Below are 17,817 nucleotides of genomic sequence, written 5' to 3'. Positions count from 1 at the left end.
GAAAATTTTCAGGTCGAAAGTCGCCTGGATTTTCGAAAAATATGGTTGAGATTTCGAGCCAACAACGTTGGCAACACTTATTCACGGATTCAGGGTTTTAATGAAAGCTGGTTATCAAAAAGAACACTCAGCTTTGTTATCCAGCCTTATCAAAATGACATACAGTGAAGGGGTTGAGCTTCTTAGTCATAGCATCAAAGAGTAGCCAATCCCATGTAGACCCCGGTTGCTGCATAACATGAATTTGGCCACCGACAATGGCAGATTGAACCTGGCCGGGGGCGTCGATATTGTTGAATGCTTGTTCGAACACGGTGCCGCGTAAACGAAGAATCTCGACAAGGCCGGAAATCCTCGGGGTGTTTTGAACATAACTAACTAAGGAGACAAGGAGAATTTGCCGTAGATGTCTACATCGTCCATCGGACTTATCACGGTCAGGCGATGCGACCGCTGTTCCACCGCCTGCCGAAGCAGTACCGAGATCAGCGGCCTCGGAAGAGCGGCGGCATCAGCCCTGCAAATCCACCGGGCACTGATGGAGCATCCCATCGCCACCTCGGGTTCGCTGGTGGAGAAAACCGGCATCACCCCGGCCACGGTCAATAAGGCACTCGCCCATCTGCAGCACCTCGGCATAGTCAAGGAGCTGACCGCTCAGAAACGTAACCGCCTGTTCAGCTACGCAGGCTACATCGAGATCATGAGTCGCGGCATGGAACTGCCGGGGATGTAGGTCAAATCGATACATTCAGAAATTAGAAAATCCGACATGAGGCCGTTCGGTTGCTGATGGACAATGCACCCCGCCGATTTTATCGGACAATCTGTCAAAAGGCTCCGACGGAAATACCCGGGCTTGATAATGGCCATCTCCAGCCTTACGGTTGGAGAATACTTCGATTTGAAAGGAGCTTGAATGCATGACGAAAAACACAAAATCAAACAGCCGCCATGGCTGAAAAACGCCGAAGGACAGATGCGTCGGGTCGGGGTCGAGCTGGAGATCAGCGGGCTCGAACTTGATGCGCTGGCCGGATGCGTGGCGGAATTCCTTGGGCTGCGAATGGAAACCACGGGGCGTTACGAACGCCTTCTGACAGGAGATGCGGCCGGTGACTGGGTGGTCGAACTCGATTTCGACCTGCTCAAAAAACTCGGCCGCGAGCCCCACATGGCAGGCGCTCCGGTTGTGGATTTCGGCCGCACCGCCGAGGAAGTCCTGGCGTGGGCGGCCGAATTGCTCGTGCCGCTTGAAATCATCAGCCCGCCGTTGCCCCTGACCCGGCTGGGCGAGGTCGAAGCGCTCATCGTGCGGCTCCGTGAAGCGGGCGCCAAGGGCACATCCGACAGCATCATCAACGCCTTCGGCCTGCAGTTCAATCCCGAACTGCCCAGCTTTGAACCCGAGCTGATCACGGCAAGCCTCAAGGCCTTTCTGTGCCTTTACGACTGGCTGTTCGAACGCGCCGACATCGACCTCTCGCGCCGGGTGACCAGCTACGTCAACCCGTTCCCCGCAGGATATGTCGAAAAGGTCATCGCGGCGGACTACCGGCCCGGCCTTGCGACCCTGATCGACGACTATCTCGCCTACAACCCGACCCGCAACCGCGCCCTCGACATGCTGCCGCTGTTCATGTTTCTCGACGAAAAGCGCGTCCGCGCCAAAGCCGACGACGTGCTGATCAAAGCTCGCCCGACATTCCATTACCGCCTGCCCGACTGCGACATCCACAAGCCCGAATGGGGGCTTTATGTCGCCTGGAACGACTGGGTGGAAGTCGAGCGCCTGGCCGCCGATAACCAGCGCCTTGAAGCCTGCTGCGCCGCCTATCTCGAATATCTCGACGACCCGCTCCAGCGCCTCTTCGGCGACTGGTCCGCGACCGTGGAAAGAGAATGGCTGGGCCGGTGATCGCCATCACGGGGCCAAGGCGCGGCGCCGTTGGTCCCCGAACCCTGGCGGCGCTGGCGATTCGTCTGTACGGCGGGCGCCCGCTTCAACTGCGTCCGGGGGACGAACAGCGCCGCCACGAGTATCAGGGCGTGGTGGTCACCGGCGGTCACGACATCGAGCCGGTGCTCTACGCTGCCGAACCGGAGGTCGAGCCCAACTACGACACCGCGCGTGACGCGCTGGAAACCGCCGTGATCCGTGATGCGCTAAAACGCGGGCTCCCCCTGCTCGGCATTTGTCGCGGAGCGCAACTGCTCAACGTCTGCCGGGGCGGCTCGCTGTTTCAGGACCTGCGCTCCCTGCGCCGCAAAACCTCCAACCGCCGGACCCTGTTGCCGCTCAAGACCCTGTGCGTCCCCCATGACCCAAGCGTCGCGCAAGGAGTGGTGGGCACTCTGCTCGGACGCGGATGCTCGCGCATCAACAGCCTGCACAACCAGGGCATCGACCGCGTGGGCAAGGGCCTTCTGGTGACCGGGCGCGACCTCGATGGAATCGTGCAGGCCGTGGAAGATCCATCCCGATGCTTTCTGGTCGGCGTGCAATGGCATCCCGAATTCCTGCTCTATATGAGCAGCCAGCGCGGCCTGTTCCGCGAACTGGTCAAGAACGCGCGCACCCTCTGCCCAGACACGACAAACGAAGGGGATCATCCTCGCACAGAACGTACGCCGTAACGCAAGGCCGCGCCGAAAAAGCCTCTTTCGGCGGATTTCCAGAGATGGGCGCACCTCACCGCAGCTGCCTCCGGAAAGATACTTTCGGACTGTCTATGTCCGAAAATTCTTGACATACGAGCCGTAACAACCCTACCGTCAAAACTTGAAGGGGAGTAGCTCCACGAGGCAAGGTCAACAATACTGGCGCTCACGCGCTTGGCCCTGTCGTCGGTTTCCACCGATGAGCCAGACCTTCAGCATGACAAACATGCTGGAGGTCTTTTTTTTGAACCTCCAGCCAAACCCCGGAGGTTCCATGAACAGCAATTCCAGCAGCGCCGCTGCCCTGCCTTTCCCCCTGACCTATCTCTTTTTCCCCCTCATCGCCCTGGCCTTCTGCCTTGCCTGGCCCGACATCGCGGACGCCAAGCGCATGGGCGGAGGCGGCTCCTTCGGCAGCAAACCTTCGTACAGCAAGAGCTACTCGAAACCAGCGGATAAAAGCCCCGGCATGACCCAGCAGGCCGCGCCCGCCTCGCCTTCGCGTTTCGGCGGCCTCGGAGGCATGTTCGGCGGACTGCTGATGGGCGGACTGCTCGGTTCCATGCTCTTCGGCGGCGGCTTCGCCGGACCGGGCATGCTCGACATGCTGCTCCTGGCCGCGGGCGGCTTCCTGCTCTTCAAGTTCATCAGATCGAGACGCGCCGCCACTGCAAACTCCGCCCCGTACGCCTTCCAGGGTGCCGGAACCGAGCACACGGCGGCATCCGGCGGCGGTTGGGGCCAGCGCCTGCAACCCCAGGCCCAGCATGCTCCCGTGCTGCCGAAGGATATTGACGAGCAGGAATTCCTGTCAGGCGCCAAGGCGCTCTACGTCCGCCTGCAGGGTTCCTGGGACCGCCGCGACATCGACGACATCCGCCAGTTCACAAGCCCCGAGGTGCACGCGGAAATCGCCCGCCAGGCCACGGACGACCCCACCCCGGGCCGCACGGAGATCCTGATGGTCGACGCGCGCATCCTGGAGTCCCGCACCGAAGGCCGCGAAACCGTGATAAGCGTCCTCTTCGACGCCCTGCTCCGCGAAGACGGCCCGGACGCGCCTTCGGAACAGGTCCGCGAAATGTGGCACATCCGCCGCGACGAAAACTCGGCCTCCGCGCAGTGGACGCTGGAAGGGATACAGCAGCTTGAAGTGTAAGGCGAAATCGAAGAGCCGGGACGGATGGCCGCCCCGGCTCTTTTTTCTCAAGGAAATCAGGTTTGGATCTTGGGGGTGATGTGAACCTGGAGACCGCTCCCAGTTCTCAAGCCTTGAAACGTCCCATCAAAGCCTGCAACTGTCCGGCCAGCGTGGAAAGATCCCCGACTTTGTTCTGCAACTCCAGGCAACCGGAACGTATGACGACGGCCACGGCATCCACCCCGGCGATGTCGGCCGCGATTCTTTCGGATGCCTGGGACATTTCCGACGCCAGGGCGTTGGTATCCTGCACACCGCCTGTGGCCTCGGCGATGTTGGAGGCCAGTTCGCGGGTCACGGCGGACTGCTGTTCGATGGCGGCCGCAATGGTGGACACAAAGGTACTGAGTTCGCGAATGGCCTGAACGATTTCGTCCATGTCCTGAACGGCGTTTCCCGCCACATTCTGAATACCACCAATCTTGATCCTGATGTCGTCGGTGGCATCGGCGGTCTGCTTGGCCAACTCCTTGATTTCGTTGGCCACCACGGCGAATCCACGCCCGGCTTCACCGGCCCGGGCGGCTTCGATGGTCGCGTTCAGGGCCAGAAGGTTGGTTTGGGAAGATATGCCGGAGATGGCTTCAGTGACCTTTCCTATGTCCTGGGCCGAAGCGCCCAGATCGTGCAACAGGGTGGCGAAGCTTTCTACCTGACGTGAAAACTGATCCGTGGTAGTGCGGGCGTGCTCGGTGTTTTCCGCGATCTCGGCTATGGTGGAGGTCATCTCTTCCGTGGCTGCCGCCACGCTGTCCAGGTTCGTGGAGGCCTGCTGCATGCTGCCCGCCACGGCAACGGTATCCTTGCTCAATTCATCGGCCGCCGTCGTTGCCGTGGAACTCTTTTCCGCCAACGTATGAACGCTTTGGCTCGATTTTTCGCTGAAGGCCGTGAGACTTTCGACTGAGGCCGAGACCGTCTGTATTCCGACGTTCAGACTCTGGATAAGGTTACGGTTGTTACCGATCATGGTCTGGTACGAACGCGCCAGATCGCCCAGTTCGTCGCCTCGCCGCCGCAATTCTTCAGGCACTTCGTGGGAAAAATCACCTTCGGCCAAATGATTGGTGAAGGCCACGCAGGTCTTGATCGGCCGGACCATGCCTCGTGAGAAAAGGAGGATGGCAGGTATCATGACGGCGGTGATAACCGTAAAAGACAGACCCATGCGCCACAGCAAGGCGTGGGACATGACATTGACGTCCTCCAAGGAGATATCCACGCCCAGAACACCGTCCATTTGCCCGTCAGCCGTGATTATGGGAGCGTATGCGCTCAGAAACGTACCCCATTGGTCCTCGTAGAATTCGTTCTCGACGGTTGGACCGGACAGTCCTCCCATCACAGCCTCTTTCATCAGTGGCGAAACGTCTTCGTAGACCTCTCCGATATGTGATTTATCCTCCTCGCTCTCCTCCGCATCACCGACAAAAATCACTTCACCCTTTTCCCCCTTGCGTACCGTATACACAAAGTGGAGACCAGAACTATTGTCGCGAACTTGGCGCAATGCATCAACTACTCTGGAGTATGAATCCGAACTTTCATCTTCTTGATTTTTCAACAATACATGATCTTCAACAGGAATACTCATGACACCAAGTGCAGCATAGTCGCGCACTCTGGCGCGAACGCTTTCCATCTGCTGATTGCTCGCCGTCTGATAAGAGAGAAAAACAAGCAAAAGAGAACCTAAAACCCACATGGAGAATACGATGATGACGAGCTTGTTTCTGATATTCATTTTCATGATCGCTTGTTGAGTTTTTGGAGGGATTAGAAAAAATCTTCATAAAATTTATTCATGCAATTTAAAATAAAAGCACGCTTTTATTAGCATTCATTATTCTTTTAATAAACTCATCTTTTTAATGCGCCCTAGATGATTCCATTTTTGTCGATCTCATACATATTTGTAATTGCCAAGGCAAATATTTTATAAGAAATGTATGACAAACTCGTCCAGTCACTATATAGACTTTACACTTGTATGACATTGTTTGTATGTCTAAAATGGAATTTATTTTTTAGTGATAATTTTTGCACTTGAAAAATGCCATTTACATCAATGAGGCAGCAAAGATGTTTGGTCGGATCTTATAGGACGACATTGCAAAAAAGTCGCAAAAGAACCCGAGTGTCATCCCCGCGAAGGCGGGAACCCATTCTTTTCAGATAGTTAAAAAGGCATAGATCCCCTTCTTCAAGGGGATGACGACTTTTTGCAGTGACATCTTATAGGGGACACGATGAGCGCAAAAAAAAAATGAGGGCAGATATTGAGTCTTAAATCAACCCATTTTCCGGGTGATTTTCCACATCGATAAATAATGCAAACCTGCGGCGGCGACTTTGCTTGGGTGCAACCGAGCAGGCCCCTCTCCCAAGCGCAACACCCTCACCAGGGGTTTCGAACGGCCACCCACAATAACAAACATGCTTAAAGAGATATTTTCTCTTCAAAATTGACTTTTTGCCACTTCTGATTATTTTTAGCCATGTCGAAACGAATATTTCACTCCAGAGGGTGGTAAGATGATAATCGGTTTCTCACTCGAAAACTGGATGTCCTTCCGCGACCAGGTTACCTTTTCAATGGTCGCCAGCAGGGAACGTCAGCATGGAGACAGGGTTCCAAAACTCGGCAAGTATCAGACAAGGATCCTTCCGATTGCGGCAATCTACGGCGGTAACGCGTCGGGCAAGACAAATTTCTTCAAGGCCTTGAATTTCGCAAAGGGCCTGGTCGTCAAGGGCACCCAGCCCGACAGCCTGATTCCCGTCGAGCCGTTCCGCCTTGGCACCAAAGGAGCCGAGCATCCATCGCGATTCGGCTTCGAACTGCTGATCGATGAGATTATTTACGATTACAGCTTCGCGGTGACCCGCAGGGCGGTGTTGGAAGAGAAACTGGTGGCCATTACCAGCACCAGTGAAAAAGTGCTCTACCATCGGCTTCATGGTGCGCCCAACTTCGACGATTCCCTGGCCAAGGACCAATTTCTGCAATTCGCCTTCAAAGGGACCCGGGACAACCAACTCTTTCTGACCAACGCGGTCTCACAGAAGGTCGAGAACTTCAGGCCGATCTATGACTGGTTCAAGGATACGCTCGAACTGGTCGCCCCTGATTCCCGCTTCGAACCGTTTGAACAGTTCCTCGACGAAGGGCATCCGCTCTACTCGACCATGAACGAAATGCTGCCACAGCTCGACACAGGCATCGCGCATCTGGGCGGCGAAGATATCCCATTCGAGAACATTCCTCTGCCGGAGTCGCTGAAAATCAGGCTCCAGGAAGACGTCAAGGAAGGAAAGACCGTTCGTTTTCTGACCGAACCGATCAATGAACGATTCGTGGTGACCCGCAAGGGTGGAGAGCTGAGGGCCAAGAAACTTGTGACCTATCATGCCAAGGCGGACGGCACCGAGGCCAAGTTCGAGATCCGTCAGGAGTCGGACGGTTCGCAGCGCGTGATCGATCTCTTGCCCGCAATCCTGGAACTGTCGGCTCAGGTCTCCAGGAAGGTCTACGTTATCGACGAAATCGACCGCAGTCTGCACACGATTCTCACGCGCAGGTTACTAGAGACGTATATGGACAATTGCTCCACAAAATCGAGAACACAGTTGCTCTTTACCACCCATGACGTGCTGCTCATGGATCAACACCTCCTGCGCCGAGACGAGATGTGGGTGGCAGAGCGAGACGCCTGCGGAGCTTCGAGCCTCTCATCGTTCAGCGAGTACAAGGACGTCCGGTACGACAAGGATATCCGCAAAAGCTACCTTCAGGGACGACTGGGTGGAATTCCCCGGATTCTTCTGGGAGGGGCGTTGACCGATTCCTGCCACGTGCAGGAAAGCGAGGTGGAAGACTGATGCCCCCGAAGAGACGCAATTTGACTTAGGCCCCCAAAAATCGAGCAAGAATCAGGGGCGCCCTTCAAAAAACCACCTCAGCACCTCCCCGACGTCACGGCTCCACTCCGAACCACCCCATCAAGACAACACTCAAAAGTGTATCGTTATGACATGACCGCGACTCGGGTGAAGACTTTTTTTTCAGAGTTTGCTAATAGGAACTTGAATCATTGATTTCTCGATGGTTACGTACCGTCAAGCGTGTCGAGCGCTTCGGACATCATTGTATTGATAAAGCCTATCATAGTATAAACCCGAACCCCCTAGAGGAGTGCGACAATGAGTGATGGCAGCAAGTGCCCCGTGACCGGGAGAACCAACCCCGCAGCGGGCGGAGGCGGCAGGACGAATCGTGACTGGTGGCCGAACCAGTTGAATCTCAATATCCTGCACCAGCAATCAAACCTTTCCAATCCCATGGGCGAAAAGTTCAAGTACGCCGAAGAGTTCAAGTCCCTTGACCTCGACGCCGTCAAAAAGGACCTCATCGCCCTGATGACCGATTCACAGGACTGGTGGCCCGCCGACTACGGCCACTATGGCCCGCTTTTCATCCGCATGGCCTGGCACAGCGCGGGCACCTACCGCACCGGCGACGGCCGGGGCGGGGCCGGGTCCGGGTCGCAGCGTCTGGCACCGCTGAACAGCTGGCCGGACAACGTCAACCTCGACAAGGCCCGCAGGCTGCTCTGGCCCATCAAGCAGAAATACGGCCGCAAGATCTCCTGGGCGGATCTCATGATCCTCGCCGGAACCTGCGCCATCGAGTCCATGGGGCTCAAGCCCTTCGGCTTCGGCGGCGGACGCGAGGATGTCTGGGAGCCTGAGCAGGACATCTACTGGGGCGCGGAACAGGAATGGCTGGCCACGAGCGACAAGCCCGACAGCCGCTACTCCGGCGAGCGGGACCTGGAAAATCCGTTGGCCGCCGTGCAGATGGGCCTCATCTACGTCAACCCTGAAGGCCCGGACGGCAACCCGGACCCCATCGCCTCCGGCCGTGACGTGCGGGAAACCTTCGCGCGCATGGCCATGAACGACGAGGAGACCGTGGCGCTCGTGGCCGGCGGGCACACCTTCGGCAAATGCCACGGCGCGGGCCCGGCCACGCATGTCGGCCCCGTGCCCGAGGCTGCGCCCATCGAGGAGCAGGGCCTGGGCTGGAAGAGCAGTTTCGGCAGCGGCAAGGGCGGCGACACCATCGGCAGCGGCATCGAGGGCGCATGGAAGCCGAACCCGACCAAATGGGACATGGGCTACCTGAAGGTGCTCTTCAAATACGAGTGGGAGCTGGTCAAGAGCCCGGCCGGAGCCAATCAGTGGCTGGCCAAGGACGTGGAACCCGAGGACATGATCGTCGATGCCCACGACCCGTCCAAAAAGGTGCGACCGATGATGACCACGGCGGATCTGTCCCTGCGCTTCGACCCGATCTACGAACCCATCTCGCGGCGTTTCCTGGCCAACCCCGAGGAATTCGAAGATGCCTTTGCCCGGGGCTGGTTCAAGCTGACGCACAGGGACATGGGTCCGCGCTCGCGCTATCTGGGTCCGGATGTCCCGGCCGAGGACCTGATCTGGCAGGACCCGGTGCCCGTGGTCGATCACAAGCTGATCGACGCGCAGGACACGTCCGCCCTCAAAGGCAAGATCCTGGCTTCGGGCCTGACCGTGCCCCAGCTGGTCACCACAGCCTGGGCCTCCGCGTCCACCTTCCGGGGCTCCGACAAACGCGGTGGGGCCAACGGCGCGCGCATCCGCCTCGCGCCGCAGAAGGACTGGGCGGTGAATCAGCCGGATCAGCTCCAGGTCGTCCTGCAGACCCTGGAAAAGATCCGGGATGACTTCAACAAGGCGCAGACCGGCGGCAAGAAGGTGTCCCTGGCCGACCTCATCGTGCTGGGCGGCTGCGTGGGCGTTGAGCAGGCCGCCAAGAACGCCGGGCACAACCTGACCGTACCCTTCAGCCCCGGGCGGACGGACGCCACGCAGGAACAGACCGACGTGGAATCCTTCGCGGTTCTGGAACCGGCGGCGGACGGCTTCCGCAACTTCCAGCGGGCCAGGTTCAGCGTCTCCACGGAAGAGCTGCTGCTCGACCGGGCGCAGCTGCTGACGCTGACCGCGCCGGAAATGACGGTGCTCGTCGGCGGCATGCGCGCCCTGAACGCCAACGTCGGCCAGTCCGCGCTCGGCGTCTTCACCAAACGTCCGGAAGCGCTGACCAACGACTTCTTCGTGAACCTGCTCGACATGGGAACGGAATGGAAACCCGCCAAGGGCGCGGAAGGGGTGTTCGAGGGGCGCGACCGCCCGACGGGTGAGCTGAAATGGACGGCCTCGCGCGTCGATCTCGTCTTCGGCTACAATTCCCAGCTTCGGGCCATCGCCGAAGTCTATGGTTGCAGTGATTCCCAGGAAAAATTCCTGCAGGATTTCATCGCGGCCTGGACCAAGGTCATGAACCTCGACCGTTTCGATCTGGCCTGATTTCGAACGTCGCGGCATGGACTTCCGGCCGTGACCCAAAAAAGAACATCAACAAAAGGCCCGTTTCAGCGAAAAAGGCATCACGCCTTTTTCGCTGAAACGGGCCTTTGCATCGCCGCGCATGCGGGGCGCGACTCCCTAAAATCAGATGCGGATCAAGAAGACGGTGCAGCTCCCCGCTTCATTCCCGGAGCACGGCCCCGCCGGAGTCATACTCGGCCGGATCGAGGGGGGAATGGCGGGCGATGTATTCGCGCAGCGCATCCGCGTCCACGAATCCCGTATCCACAAAGCCTTGCAGCCCTTTGACCGCCGGGTACCCGTCACCGCCCCCGGCCAGATAGCTTTCCATGGCCACGGTGTACATCCGTCCGGCATCCAGGGGCTTTTCGCCCACGAACACATCGCTCACAGCCCCTCCCCGGAGCACGAACCGGACCCCGCCGAACTGCGCGAAAGCGCCGGAGCCGGGGGTGAAGCTCGCCGCCTGCCGCAAGTATTCGTCCAGTTCCGCCCCGGTCATGTCCACGGTGCAAATGGTGTTGCCGAAGGGTTTCACGGTCAGCACGTCCTTGTAGGTGATGGGCCCGGACGGCAACCCGGCGCGGAGCCCGCCGGAGTTCATCACCGCCGCGTCCGCCCCGGTCTTCTCCATGAGCGCGCGGCAGGCCAGGGTGCCAAGCGCGGTCTGGGAGGAGCGGGTCACGGCGCGGTCGGCGGTGAAATTGCCGTTGCCATGGCCGATCACGGTTTGCAGGGCCTCGCCTCCTTCTTCCTGGAAAGGCGTGAGCAGGGCCAGCATGGCCGGGTCGTCGGCCAGCGGCACGGTCGGCGGCACGGTCTGCCCGTCCACCTTCTCGGTCAGGTTCACGGGCAAAAGGGCCCCGCCGGTCAGGCGCACCTGCCTCCCGGTCCAGAGCAGATCGACCCGGCCCAGATATTTGCCGTACTCCCCGGCCTGGACAATGACGGTCCCGCTCTCAAGCACCGGATCGTCAAGCTGGGTGTGCGAATGGCCGTCCACGATGAGGTCGATGCCGGGCACGGCCCGAGCCAGTACCCGGGACCCCGTCTGCGGGACTCCGGGATGCTCGCTCTCATCAAAACCCAGATGGGTCAGGGCGATGACCACGTCGGCCTGATTGCGCAGTCGCGGAACCAGTTCGCGCGCCTCGTCGATGGCCGGGCGGAAGACGAGCCCTTTGACGTGCTCCGGGTTGCCGACAATGGCCGTGCTTTCGGTGGTCAGACCGAACACGGCCACGGTTAGTCCGCGCAGCCGGAACAGGTGCCAGGGCGCAAAAAGGCGCTGCCCCGAGGAGTCGTAAATGTTGGCCGCGAGCAGCGGAAAATCCATCCAGCGCTCCTGCTTGCGCAGGATGGCAAGGGGATTGTCGAACTCGTGGTTGCCCACGGCCATGGCGTCGTAGCCCATGGCGTTCATGCCCCGGATGTCCGGCTCGGCGTCCAGCATGTCGGACTCGGGCACGCCGGTGTTGACGTCCCCGGCATCGAGCAGGAGCACATGTCCGCCCCTTGCAAGCACCTCGGCACGCACGGCGTCGGCCAGGGTCTTGCGGGCGGCCAGGCCGTACTCGCCGGCGGAATTCTTCCAGAACCGGCCATGATGGTCGTTGGTATGCAGGATGGTCAGGGCCTGGAGCCCTGTGTGCCCGACATGGGACAAAGAGGCGCATCCGCACAGCAGCAGGATGGCCAGGACCGGGATGAACCGGATCAGCTTTTGAAATCGCATTGCCTTCCTCCTATTTCAGACCAGCACGCCGACCATGGCGCCGGTCATCAGCGTGGCCAGGACTCCGGCCAGGATGGACCGGGGGCCAAGCTCGACGATCTCGGCGGCCCGCTCCGGGGCGACACGGCTCAATCCGCCGATGAGAATACCCAGGCTGCCGACATTGGCGAACCCGCACATGGAATAGGTCATGATCAGAATGCTGCGCTCGGACAGGGTTCCGGCCGGGAGCGCCGCCAGATCCAGATAGGCCAGCAGCTCGTTGAGCACGATCTTGGTGCCCATGAGGCCCCCGGCCGCGTGCGCTTCGCTCCAGGGAATGCCGGTCAGCCAGACCAGGGGGCTCATGAGATGGCCGAGAATGCGCTGCAGGGTCAGAGCCTCGCCTCCGACGGCGGGCAGCAGCCCGAGAATCTGGTTGAACATACTGACCAGGGCCAGCAGCACCACCAACAGCGCCGCGACGCTGATGAAGACCTTCACGCCCAGCGTCGTGCCCTGCACCACGGCGTCCATGGAGCCGCGACTCTCGGAAGGCGGCGAAACCTCACCCAGGGTGGGCTGCCAGGATTCAGGAATCATGACGCCCGCGATGAGGATGGACGCGGGCACGCTGATCAGCGATGCGGTCAGAATGTGCCCGAGGGCGCCCGGCAGGACCGGGCCGATGATCCCGGCGTAGAGGACGAGCACGGTCCCGGCGATGGTCGCCATGCCGCAGGTCATCAGGGTGAAGAGTTCGCTGCGGGTCATGGAGGCGACATAGGGCCGCACGAACAGTGGAGACTCGACCATGCCCGCGAAGATGTTGGCCGCGCACCCGATGCCCAGCGCCCCGCCGATGCCCATGGTCCGCTGCAGGGCGAAGGACACGCCCCGGACCAGCGCGGGGATGACCTTCCAGTGATAGAGCAGCGCCGACAGCGCCGCCGTGACAACGATGACGGGCAGTCCGCGAAAGGCGAAGACATAGGCCGCGCCCGGATACGGCTCCACGAAAGGCAGCGGCCCGCCGCCAAGATATCCGAACACGAAGCCCGTCCCGGCCCGTGTCCCCTCCTCCAGCGCCTGCGCGGCCCGGTTCAGAGCCAGAAACACATCCCGGAACATGGGCAGCTTGAGCAGCATCACGGCCAGCGCGAACTGCAGCGCGAGCCCGATGACGACGAGCCGCAAGCGCACGCCCCGGCGGTTCTCGGACAAAATCCAGGCGATGAGCACAAAGGCCACCAGCCCAAAGGCGCTCTGCAAAACGGCGAAAGACATGAACGTCACTCCTGTGAAAGATGAAGACCCGGGCAAATGCGCATTGCCAACCCCTCGATTTCCTTACGCGAACACGAGCCGGACGGGAAGCATTTTTGGACTCTGTCACTCTGCGGAAACGAATACGGCGAACATGCTCCCTGCATCAATGGCCATTGCCGCAGGACTTGAGGTGACTTTTTCCGCCGACAACGCTAGAAGGGCTCTGGCACCCGGCGCGCCGGACAATTTCGACACGCAACCCGAACCTTGCGGAGCTGAACCACTTGCCCACGACCGACTACTACGAGATCAACGCCCGGGCCTATTTCGAACGCACCAACCGCGTCGATCCGGCTCCCATCCTCACTCCCCTGCTGCCCCATCTGCGTGCGGGCAGCACGATCCTCGACATCGGCTGCGGATCGGGGCGGGATCTCAAGTGGCTCAAGGGCAAGGGCTTCAAGCCGTCGGGCCTGGAGCGCTCCCCGACCCTGGCGATCATGGCCAGCGAGCATTCGGACTGTCCGGTCTCCATCGCGGACCTGTTCGAATATCAGCCCCCCATCCATTACGACTGCATCCTGCTCATCGGCACGCTGGTCCACCTCGCCAAGCCCGAGTTCCCGCAGGCGCTGCGCAGCGTCATGCGCATGCTGAAAGCCGGGGGAATCATGCTTCTGAGCATGAAGGCCTGGGGCGGAAGCGAAAAGAGCGAGGACGGGCGGGTTTTCCAGCTCTGGTCGGATTCGGAGCTGCGGCGGGAATTCGGACGGCAGGAACTGACAATTCTTGAACATACGCGCAGCCGTTCCCTGCTGGGCAACCGGGACGTCTGGCTCGGGTATATCCTGAAATCCGGCCAATGACGCCCCATCCCGGACATCTCGCGCCCCGGGCGACCTCCCCCGCCAGAGGCGATTGACCGCGTCTGGCGCCAGACCAAAACAAATCTGCCGAAAAATACCCACCCATCATCATTGATTTCCAGCACTTTTGCCTTCATCCTCGCCCGCGAGTCGCAACCGGTCATGGCGCATCCATTCGGCAGGCCCATGGTCCCGGCATGGCGGGACCATGCCCAGAAAAATCCGGGCACGGTCTTCCAAATCCTGATATCAGAACAGCTTGCAAGCCGCGCCGGTTCAGCCTTCAAGCAGCCCGTTGGCGAAGACCGCCGCAAACGGACGGCTTAAAATGGTTTCGCGGTCGTTTTCCTTCATCCGGCAATAAATCCCCGAGGTCCTCATGCACGAAATTCTCCTCTACGCCCCCATCGCGCTCCCCGCTCTGACCATCCTCCTGCTGCTGGCCATCATGCTGCGCACTTCAAAAAACACCCTGCTCCTTGGCGCGCGCCTGGAAGCGGTCGAGAAATCCATGGAGAGGACCGAGCGGATTCTGCACGACGAGATCACCCGGAACCGGGATGAAACCGGACGCCTCCTGCTTGAGCAGCGCCGCGAGGTCATCGCCGCATTCAAGGAACTGGGCGGCGGCCTCATGCACAGGGTCTCCGACGCCGGCTGCGCGCAAGCAAGACAGCTGGACACGCTCGCGCAGAATTTCGCATCCTTCGCCGCCTCCAACCTGACTCAGCTGGACAGCCTCGGGCAGCAGGCTTCGGCCAACTCCAAGGCCCTGAGGGAGGAGATACTGGCCACCCTGAACGGCATTTCAGAGACTTCAACCAGGACCGTCGGCGACCTGGGGCAAACGCAGAAAAAGCAGCTCGACGCCATGGTCGCCGCCATCGCAAGCCTCTCGGAGACCAACGCCGCCAAGCTTGAAACGGTCCGCAGCACCGTGGAGACAAAGCTGCACATGCTCCAGACCGACAACGCCAGGCAACTCGAAACCATGCGCCAGACCGTCGACGAGAAGCTTCAGGGCACCCTGGAAAAACGGCTGGGCGAATCCTTCAAGCAGGTCAGCGAGCGCCTCGAACAGGTCCACAAGGGCCTCGGGGAGATGCAGTCCCTGGCCACGGGCGTTGGCGATCTGAAAAAAGTCCTGACCAACGTGAAGACGCGCGGAACCTGGGGCGAGGTGCAGCTCGGTGCCCTTTTGGAGCAGGTCCTGAGCGCCGAGCAGTATGCAAAAAACGTCGCCACGAAAGGAGGCGCGGAGCGGGTGGAATTCGCGATCAGGCTGCCGGGCCAGGACAGTGAGGCGCCCGTGCTGCTGCCCATCGACGCGAAATTTCCCATCGAGGACTACCAGCGCCTGCTCGAAGCCCAGGAGCGCGGCGACGTGGAGGCCCTGGAAACGGCAGGAAAACAACTGGAGATCCGGGTCAAGGCCTGCGCCAGGGACATCCGCGACAAATACGTAAGCCCGCCGCACACGACGGATTTCGGAATCCTGTTCCTGCCCATCGAGGGCCTTTTCGCCGAGGTCATCCGAAGGCCGGGCCTGAGCGAGAGCATTCAGCGCGATTTTCGGATCGTCATCGCCGGACCCACGACCCTGTGGTCCATCCTGAACAGCCTGCAGATGGGTTTTCGTACCCTGGCCATCCAGAAACGCTCCAGCGAAGTCTGGAATCTGCTCGGAGCCGTCAAGACCGAGTGGGGCAAGTACGGCGAGATTCTGGATGCGGTGCAGAAAAAGATCCACCAGGCATCCGAGACCATCGAGAAGGCCAAGGTCAGAACGCGGGTCATCGGCCGCAAGCTGCAAAGCGTCCAGGAGATGCCCATTGCCGACTCAGCGGTCCTTCTTTCATTGCCTGTCGAGATTGAAGAGGAAGACGAGGAAGTGTCCGCGACCACGAACTGAAGTGCGCCCCGGTTCCATGACCGGCAACGAAATTCAGCCGATGCCGCGTGGTGCCCGAACGCTTCGGCAGGATAAGACTCACGCGGTCTGCGCGCCGCATGAACAAAGGCGGCCTGCAAGGCCGAATGTGCTGACTTAGGGGTGATGTAGCGGGGCAACTTGAAAAAAAATGGGCGCAGTCCTGATTACGGCAAGAAAAACTGTTGACATTCAGGTAGCTTGCCCATAAAAACCGTTTTCTCGACGCGCCCGTAGCTCAGTTGGATAGAGTGCCTGACTACGAATCAGTAGGTCGCATGTTCGAATCATGCCGGGCGCACCACTTGAGAAACAAAGGAGCAAACACTGTTTGCTCCTTTTTTCTTGCCCTCTTCACAGGCTCCCGAAGGACTCGCACATAAGCCGGAGTCCAGTCCGCCAAACCCTTCAAGACCAGTCCCGCCCTACCTCAATTCGTTTATATCCAGATGCTTCCCGCACGACGGGCAGCGCATCGGGGAACCGAAACGCGCATTTACCCGGTAGACGTGCAGAATCCCATTTTTCGTGATCACGTACGCCACCAGAACCGGATGTCCACATTCACAAAATCGCTGTTGCATGGAAGGCCTCCCATTTATTGAGAATTAACTTTTGTTAATCAGCCCGGCAAAAAAATTTCTAGGCGTAAGCCCGGCTGCTCCACAAAACACGGCCAATGACTCTCAAGGTGTCGATCTCATCGCCTTGAAGGGTGACCGGCGAATAGCGCTGATTGGTGCTGAACAGAACCACCAGCCCGGGACGGACCTGAATACGCTTGACCTGGATGCTGTCCGCGAGGCCGACGACATAGAGGTTGTTGTCCGCGACCTGGTTCTGACTCTGGTCGATGAGAATGTTGTCGCCCGGTTCCAGTTCCGGCGACATGCTGTCGCCGATGACTTCCATGGCGACCATCTGTCCGGGGTTGCCCTTTTTGCTCAGCCAGGAACGGTCAAAGGGCAACTCGTCAACGATCTTGTCACTCAGTTCGAAAGAGCCGCCACCGGCGCAGGCCCTTGCGGCGACCTTGGGCACGAGCAGGGTGCTTGCCTGCTCATTCTGATAAACGGGCCCCGTCCCGGTCTTGAGCCAGCCCGGATTGACGCCGAAGGCGGCCGCGATGGTCAACCCCCAGGACTTGGGCACTCCCCTGCCCTTGGCCATGGTGATGGCGGCAGGATCGATGCCCAGCAGCGCGGCCAGCTCCTTTTGGGTGGAGATGCCGGTGGTCTTGGCCACCCTCTGGAAGAAGTCATCAAATTTCATGTCCGAACAATTAACAAAAGTTAATCAGATGTCAAACCATTTTTTACCAATTCTTACCAGTCCATACTCAACTACAAATACGCACAAAACCACAAGCTCTTACAACAAAATTACGACACTACTCTTACGCGTACCAACACGCCTTTCCAAATCCCACCACCATTACGCCTTGCCATATCCCGCCAACAACCATCCCCACACACAGCACCAAGCGGTCCTGTTCGTCCCGGTCAAGGCGCGCCGACTGCCTGATTGAGCCAGGCATCGTTTGCTGAATCGTTGCCAAACGTCCGGCCACGGCCTCACGCGCCGCCACGCAACGGTTCAGCATTACGAGGCCCGCGAAAGAGTTTCGGCGGGTCTTGACCGGGGCGTGGATTGCCACAGAAAAAATGGACACAGACCGGGAGGTTAAGCCGCCCTGTTTCGCTGTCTCTGATAAAATGATTTTTCGAATGCCTCGGGACTC

13 protein-coding genes and 1 tRNA gene are annotated in these 17,817 nt (G+C 59.5%); 9 read left to right on the top strand and 5 right to left on the bottom strand.

What is annotated here, in order from left to right; genetic code table 11:
* Window positions 1-406: 406 nt before the first annotated feature.
* The 4 genes from H4684_RS19365 (at window position 407) to H4684_RS19350 (ending at window position 3,820) form a co-directional block, all read left to right on the top strand.
* Entirely contained in the window at window positions 407-736 is a 330-nt protein-coding gene (locus tag H4684_RS19365) for a winged helix-turn-helix transcriptional regulator (RefSeq protein ID WP_225940566.1), read from the top strand.
* Window positions 737-919: 183 nt separating this feature from the next.
* Window positions 920-1,918, top strand: coding sequence for an amidoligase family protein (locus H4684_RS19360; RefSeq protein WP_192625000.1), 999 nt, complete (start codon window positions 920-922; stop codon window positions 1,916-1,918).
* On the top strand, window positions 1,903-2,637 hold the full coding sequence (locus H4684_RS19355; protein WP_192624999.1) for a gamma-glutamyl-gamma-aminobutyrate hydrolase family protein: 735 nt from the start codon (window positions 1,903-1,905) through the stop codon (window positions 2,635-2,637). The genes H4684_RS19360 and H4684_RS19355 overlap by 16 nt, the downstream gene beginning before the upstream one ends.
* A gap of 298 nt (window positions 2,638-2,935) precedes the next feature.
* Complete coding sequence (locus tag H4684_RS19350) at window positions 2,936-3,820, top strand: Tim44 domain-containing protein (protein WP_192624998.1); 885 nt, start codon at window positions 2,936-2,938, stop codon at window positions 3,818-3,820.
* Window positions 3,821-3,926: 106 nt separating this feature from the next.
* Here the strand turns inward: H4684_RS19350 and H4684_RS19345 are convergent, their stop codons facing one another.
* Complete coding sequence (locus H4684_RS19345) at window positions 3,927-5,300, bottom strand: methyl-accepting chemotaxis protein (protein ID WP_192624997.1); 1,374 nt, start codon at window positions 5,298-5,300, stop codon at window positions 3,927-3,929.
* A 1,097-nt stretch (window positions 5,301-6,397) separates the two neighbouring features.
* Between H4684_RS19345 and H4684_RS19340 the strand changes: the two genes are divergently transcribed.
* Window positions 6,398-7,744, top strand: a complete 1,347-nt coding sequence (locus H4684_RS19340) for an AAA family ATPase (RefSeq protein WP_192624996.1) — start codon at window positions 6,398-6,400, stop codon at window positions 7,742-7,744.
* Window positions 7,745-8,065: 321 nt separating this feature from the next.
* Window positions 8,066-10,276, top strand: coding sequence for a catalase/peroxidase HPI (gene katG, locus H4684_RS19335; RefSeq protein ID WP_192624995.1), 2,211 nt, complete (start codon window positions 8,066-8,068; stop codon window positions 10,274-10,276).
* Window positions 10,277-10,457: 181 nt separating this feature from the next.
* Here the strand turns inward: katG and H4684_RS19330 are convergent, their stop codons facing one another.
* Window positions 10,458-12,032: a bifunctional UDP-sugar hydrolase/5'-nucleotidase gene (locus tag H4684_RS19330; protein ID WP_192624994.1), complete on the bottom strand. Its 1,575-nt coding sequence runs from the start codon at window positions 12,030-12,032 to the stop codon at window positions 10,458-10,460.
* 15 nt (window positions 12,033-12,047) lie between these two features.
* Window positions 12,048-13,298, bottom strand: coding sequence for a NupC/NupG family nucleoside CNT transporter (locus H4684_RS19325; RefSeq protein WP_192624993.1), 1,251 nt, complete (start codon window positions 13,296-13,298; stop codon window positions 12,048-12,050).
* Window positions 13,299-13,564: 266 nt separating this feature from the next.
* Here H4684_RS19325 and H4684_RS19320 point away from each other — a divergent pair, with 266 nt between their 5' ends.
* From H4684_RS19320 to H4684_RS19310, 3 genes are all read left to right on the top strand, one after another.
* Window positions 13,565-14,146 (top strand): class I SAM-dependent methyltransferase, encoded by a 582-nt coding sequence (locus H4684_RS19320; RefSeq protein WP_192624992.1) that lies wholly within the window; start codon window positions 13,565-13,567, stop codon window positions 14,144-14,146.
* Between the two features lie 379 nt (window positions 14,147-14,525).
* The gene (locus tag H4684_RS19315) at window positions 14,526-16,058 is read left to right on the top strand and encodes a DNA recombination protein RmuC (RefSeq protein ID WP_192624991.1); all 1,533 of its coding nucleotides are present in this window, start codon (window positions 14,526-14,528) and stop codon (window positions 16,056-16,058) included.
* A gap of 245 nt (window positions 16,059-16,303) precedes the next feature.
* Window positions 16,304-16,380: transfer RNA gene (locus tag H4684_RS19310), tRNA-Arg, on the top strand.
* Window positions 16,381-16,718: 338 nt separating this feature from the next.
* Here H4684_RS19310 and H4684_RS19305 read toward each other — a convergent pair.
* A complete protein-coding gene (locus H4684_RS19305; protein ID WP_092193838.1) occupies window positions 16,719-17,348 on the bottom strand; it encodes a LexA family transcriptional regulator in 630 nt (209 codons plus the stop codon).
* Window positions 17,349-17,472: 124 nt separating this feature from the next.
* On the bottom strand, window positions 17,473-17,817 hold a 345-nt coding region (locus H4684_RS20840; protein ID WP_225940565.1), incomplete at its 5' end, for a hypothetical protein.

Origin of the sequence: Desulfomicrobium macestii (assembly GCF_014873765.1) — a bacterium.
Lineage (GTDB): Bacteria > Desulfobacterota > Desulfovibrionia > Desulfovibrionales > Desulfomicrobiaceae > Desulfomicrobium > Desulfomicrobium macestii.
The sequence above is the reverse complement of the archived record's forward strand: the minus strand, read 5'-3'. Positions and strand labels throughout refer to the sequence as shown.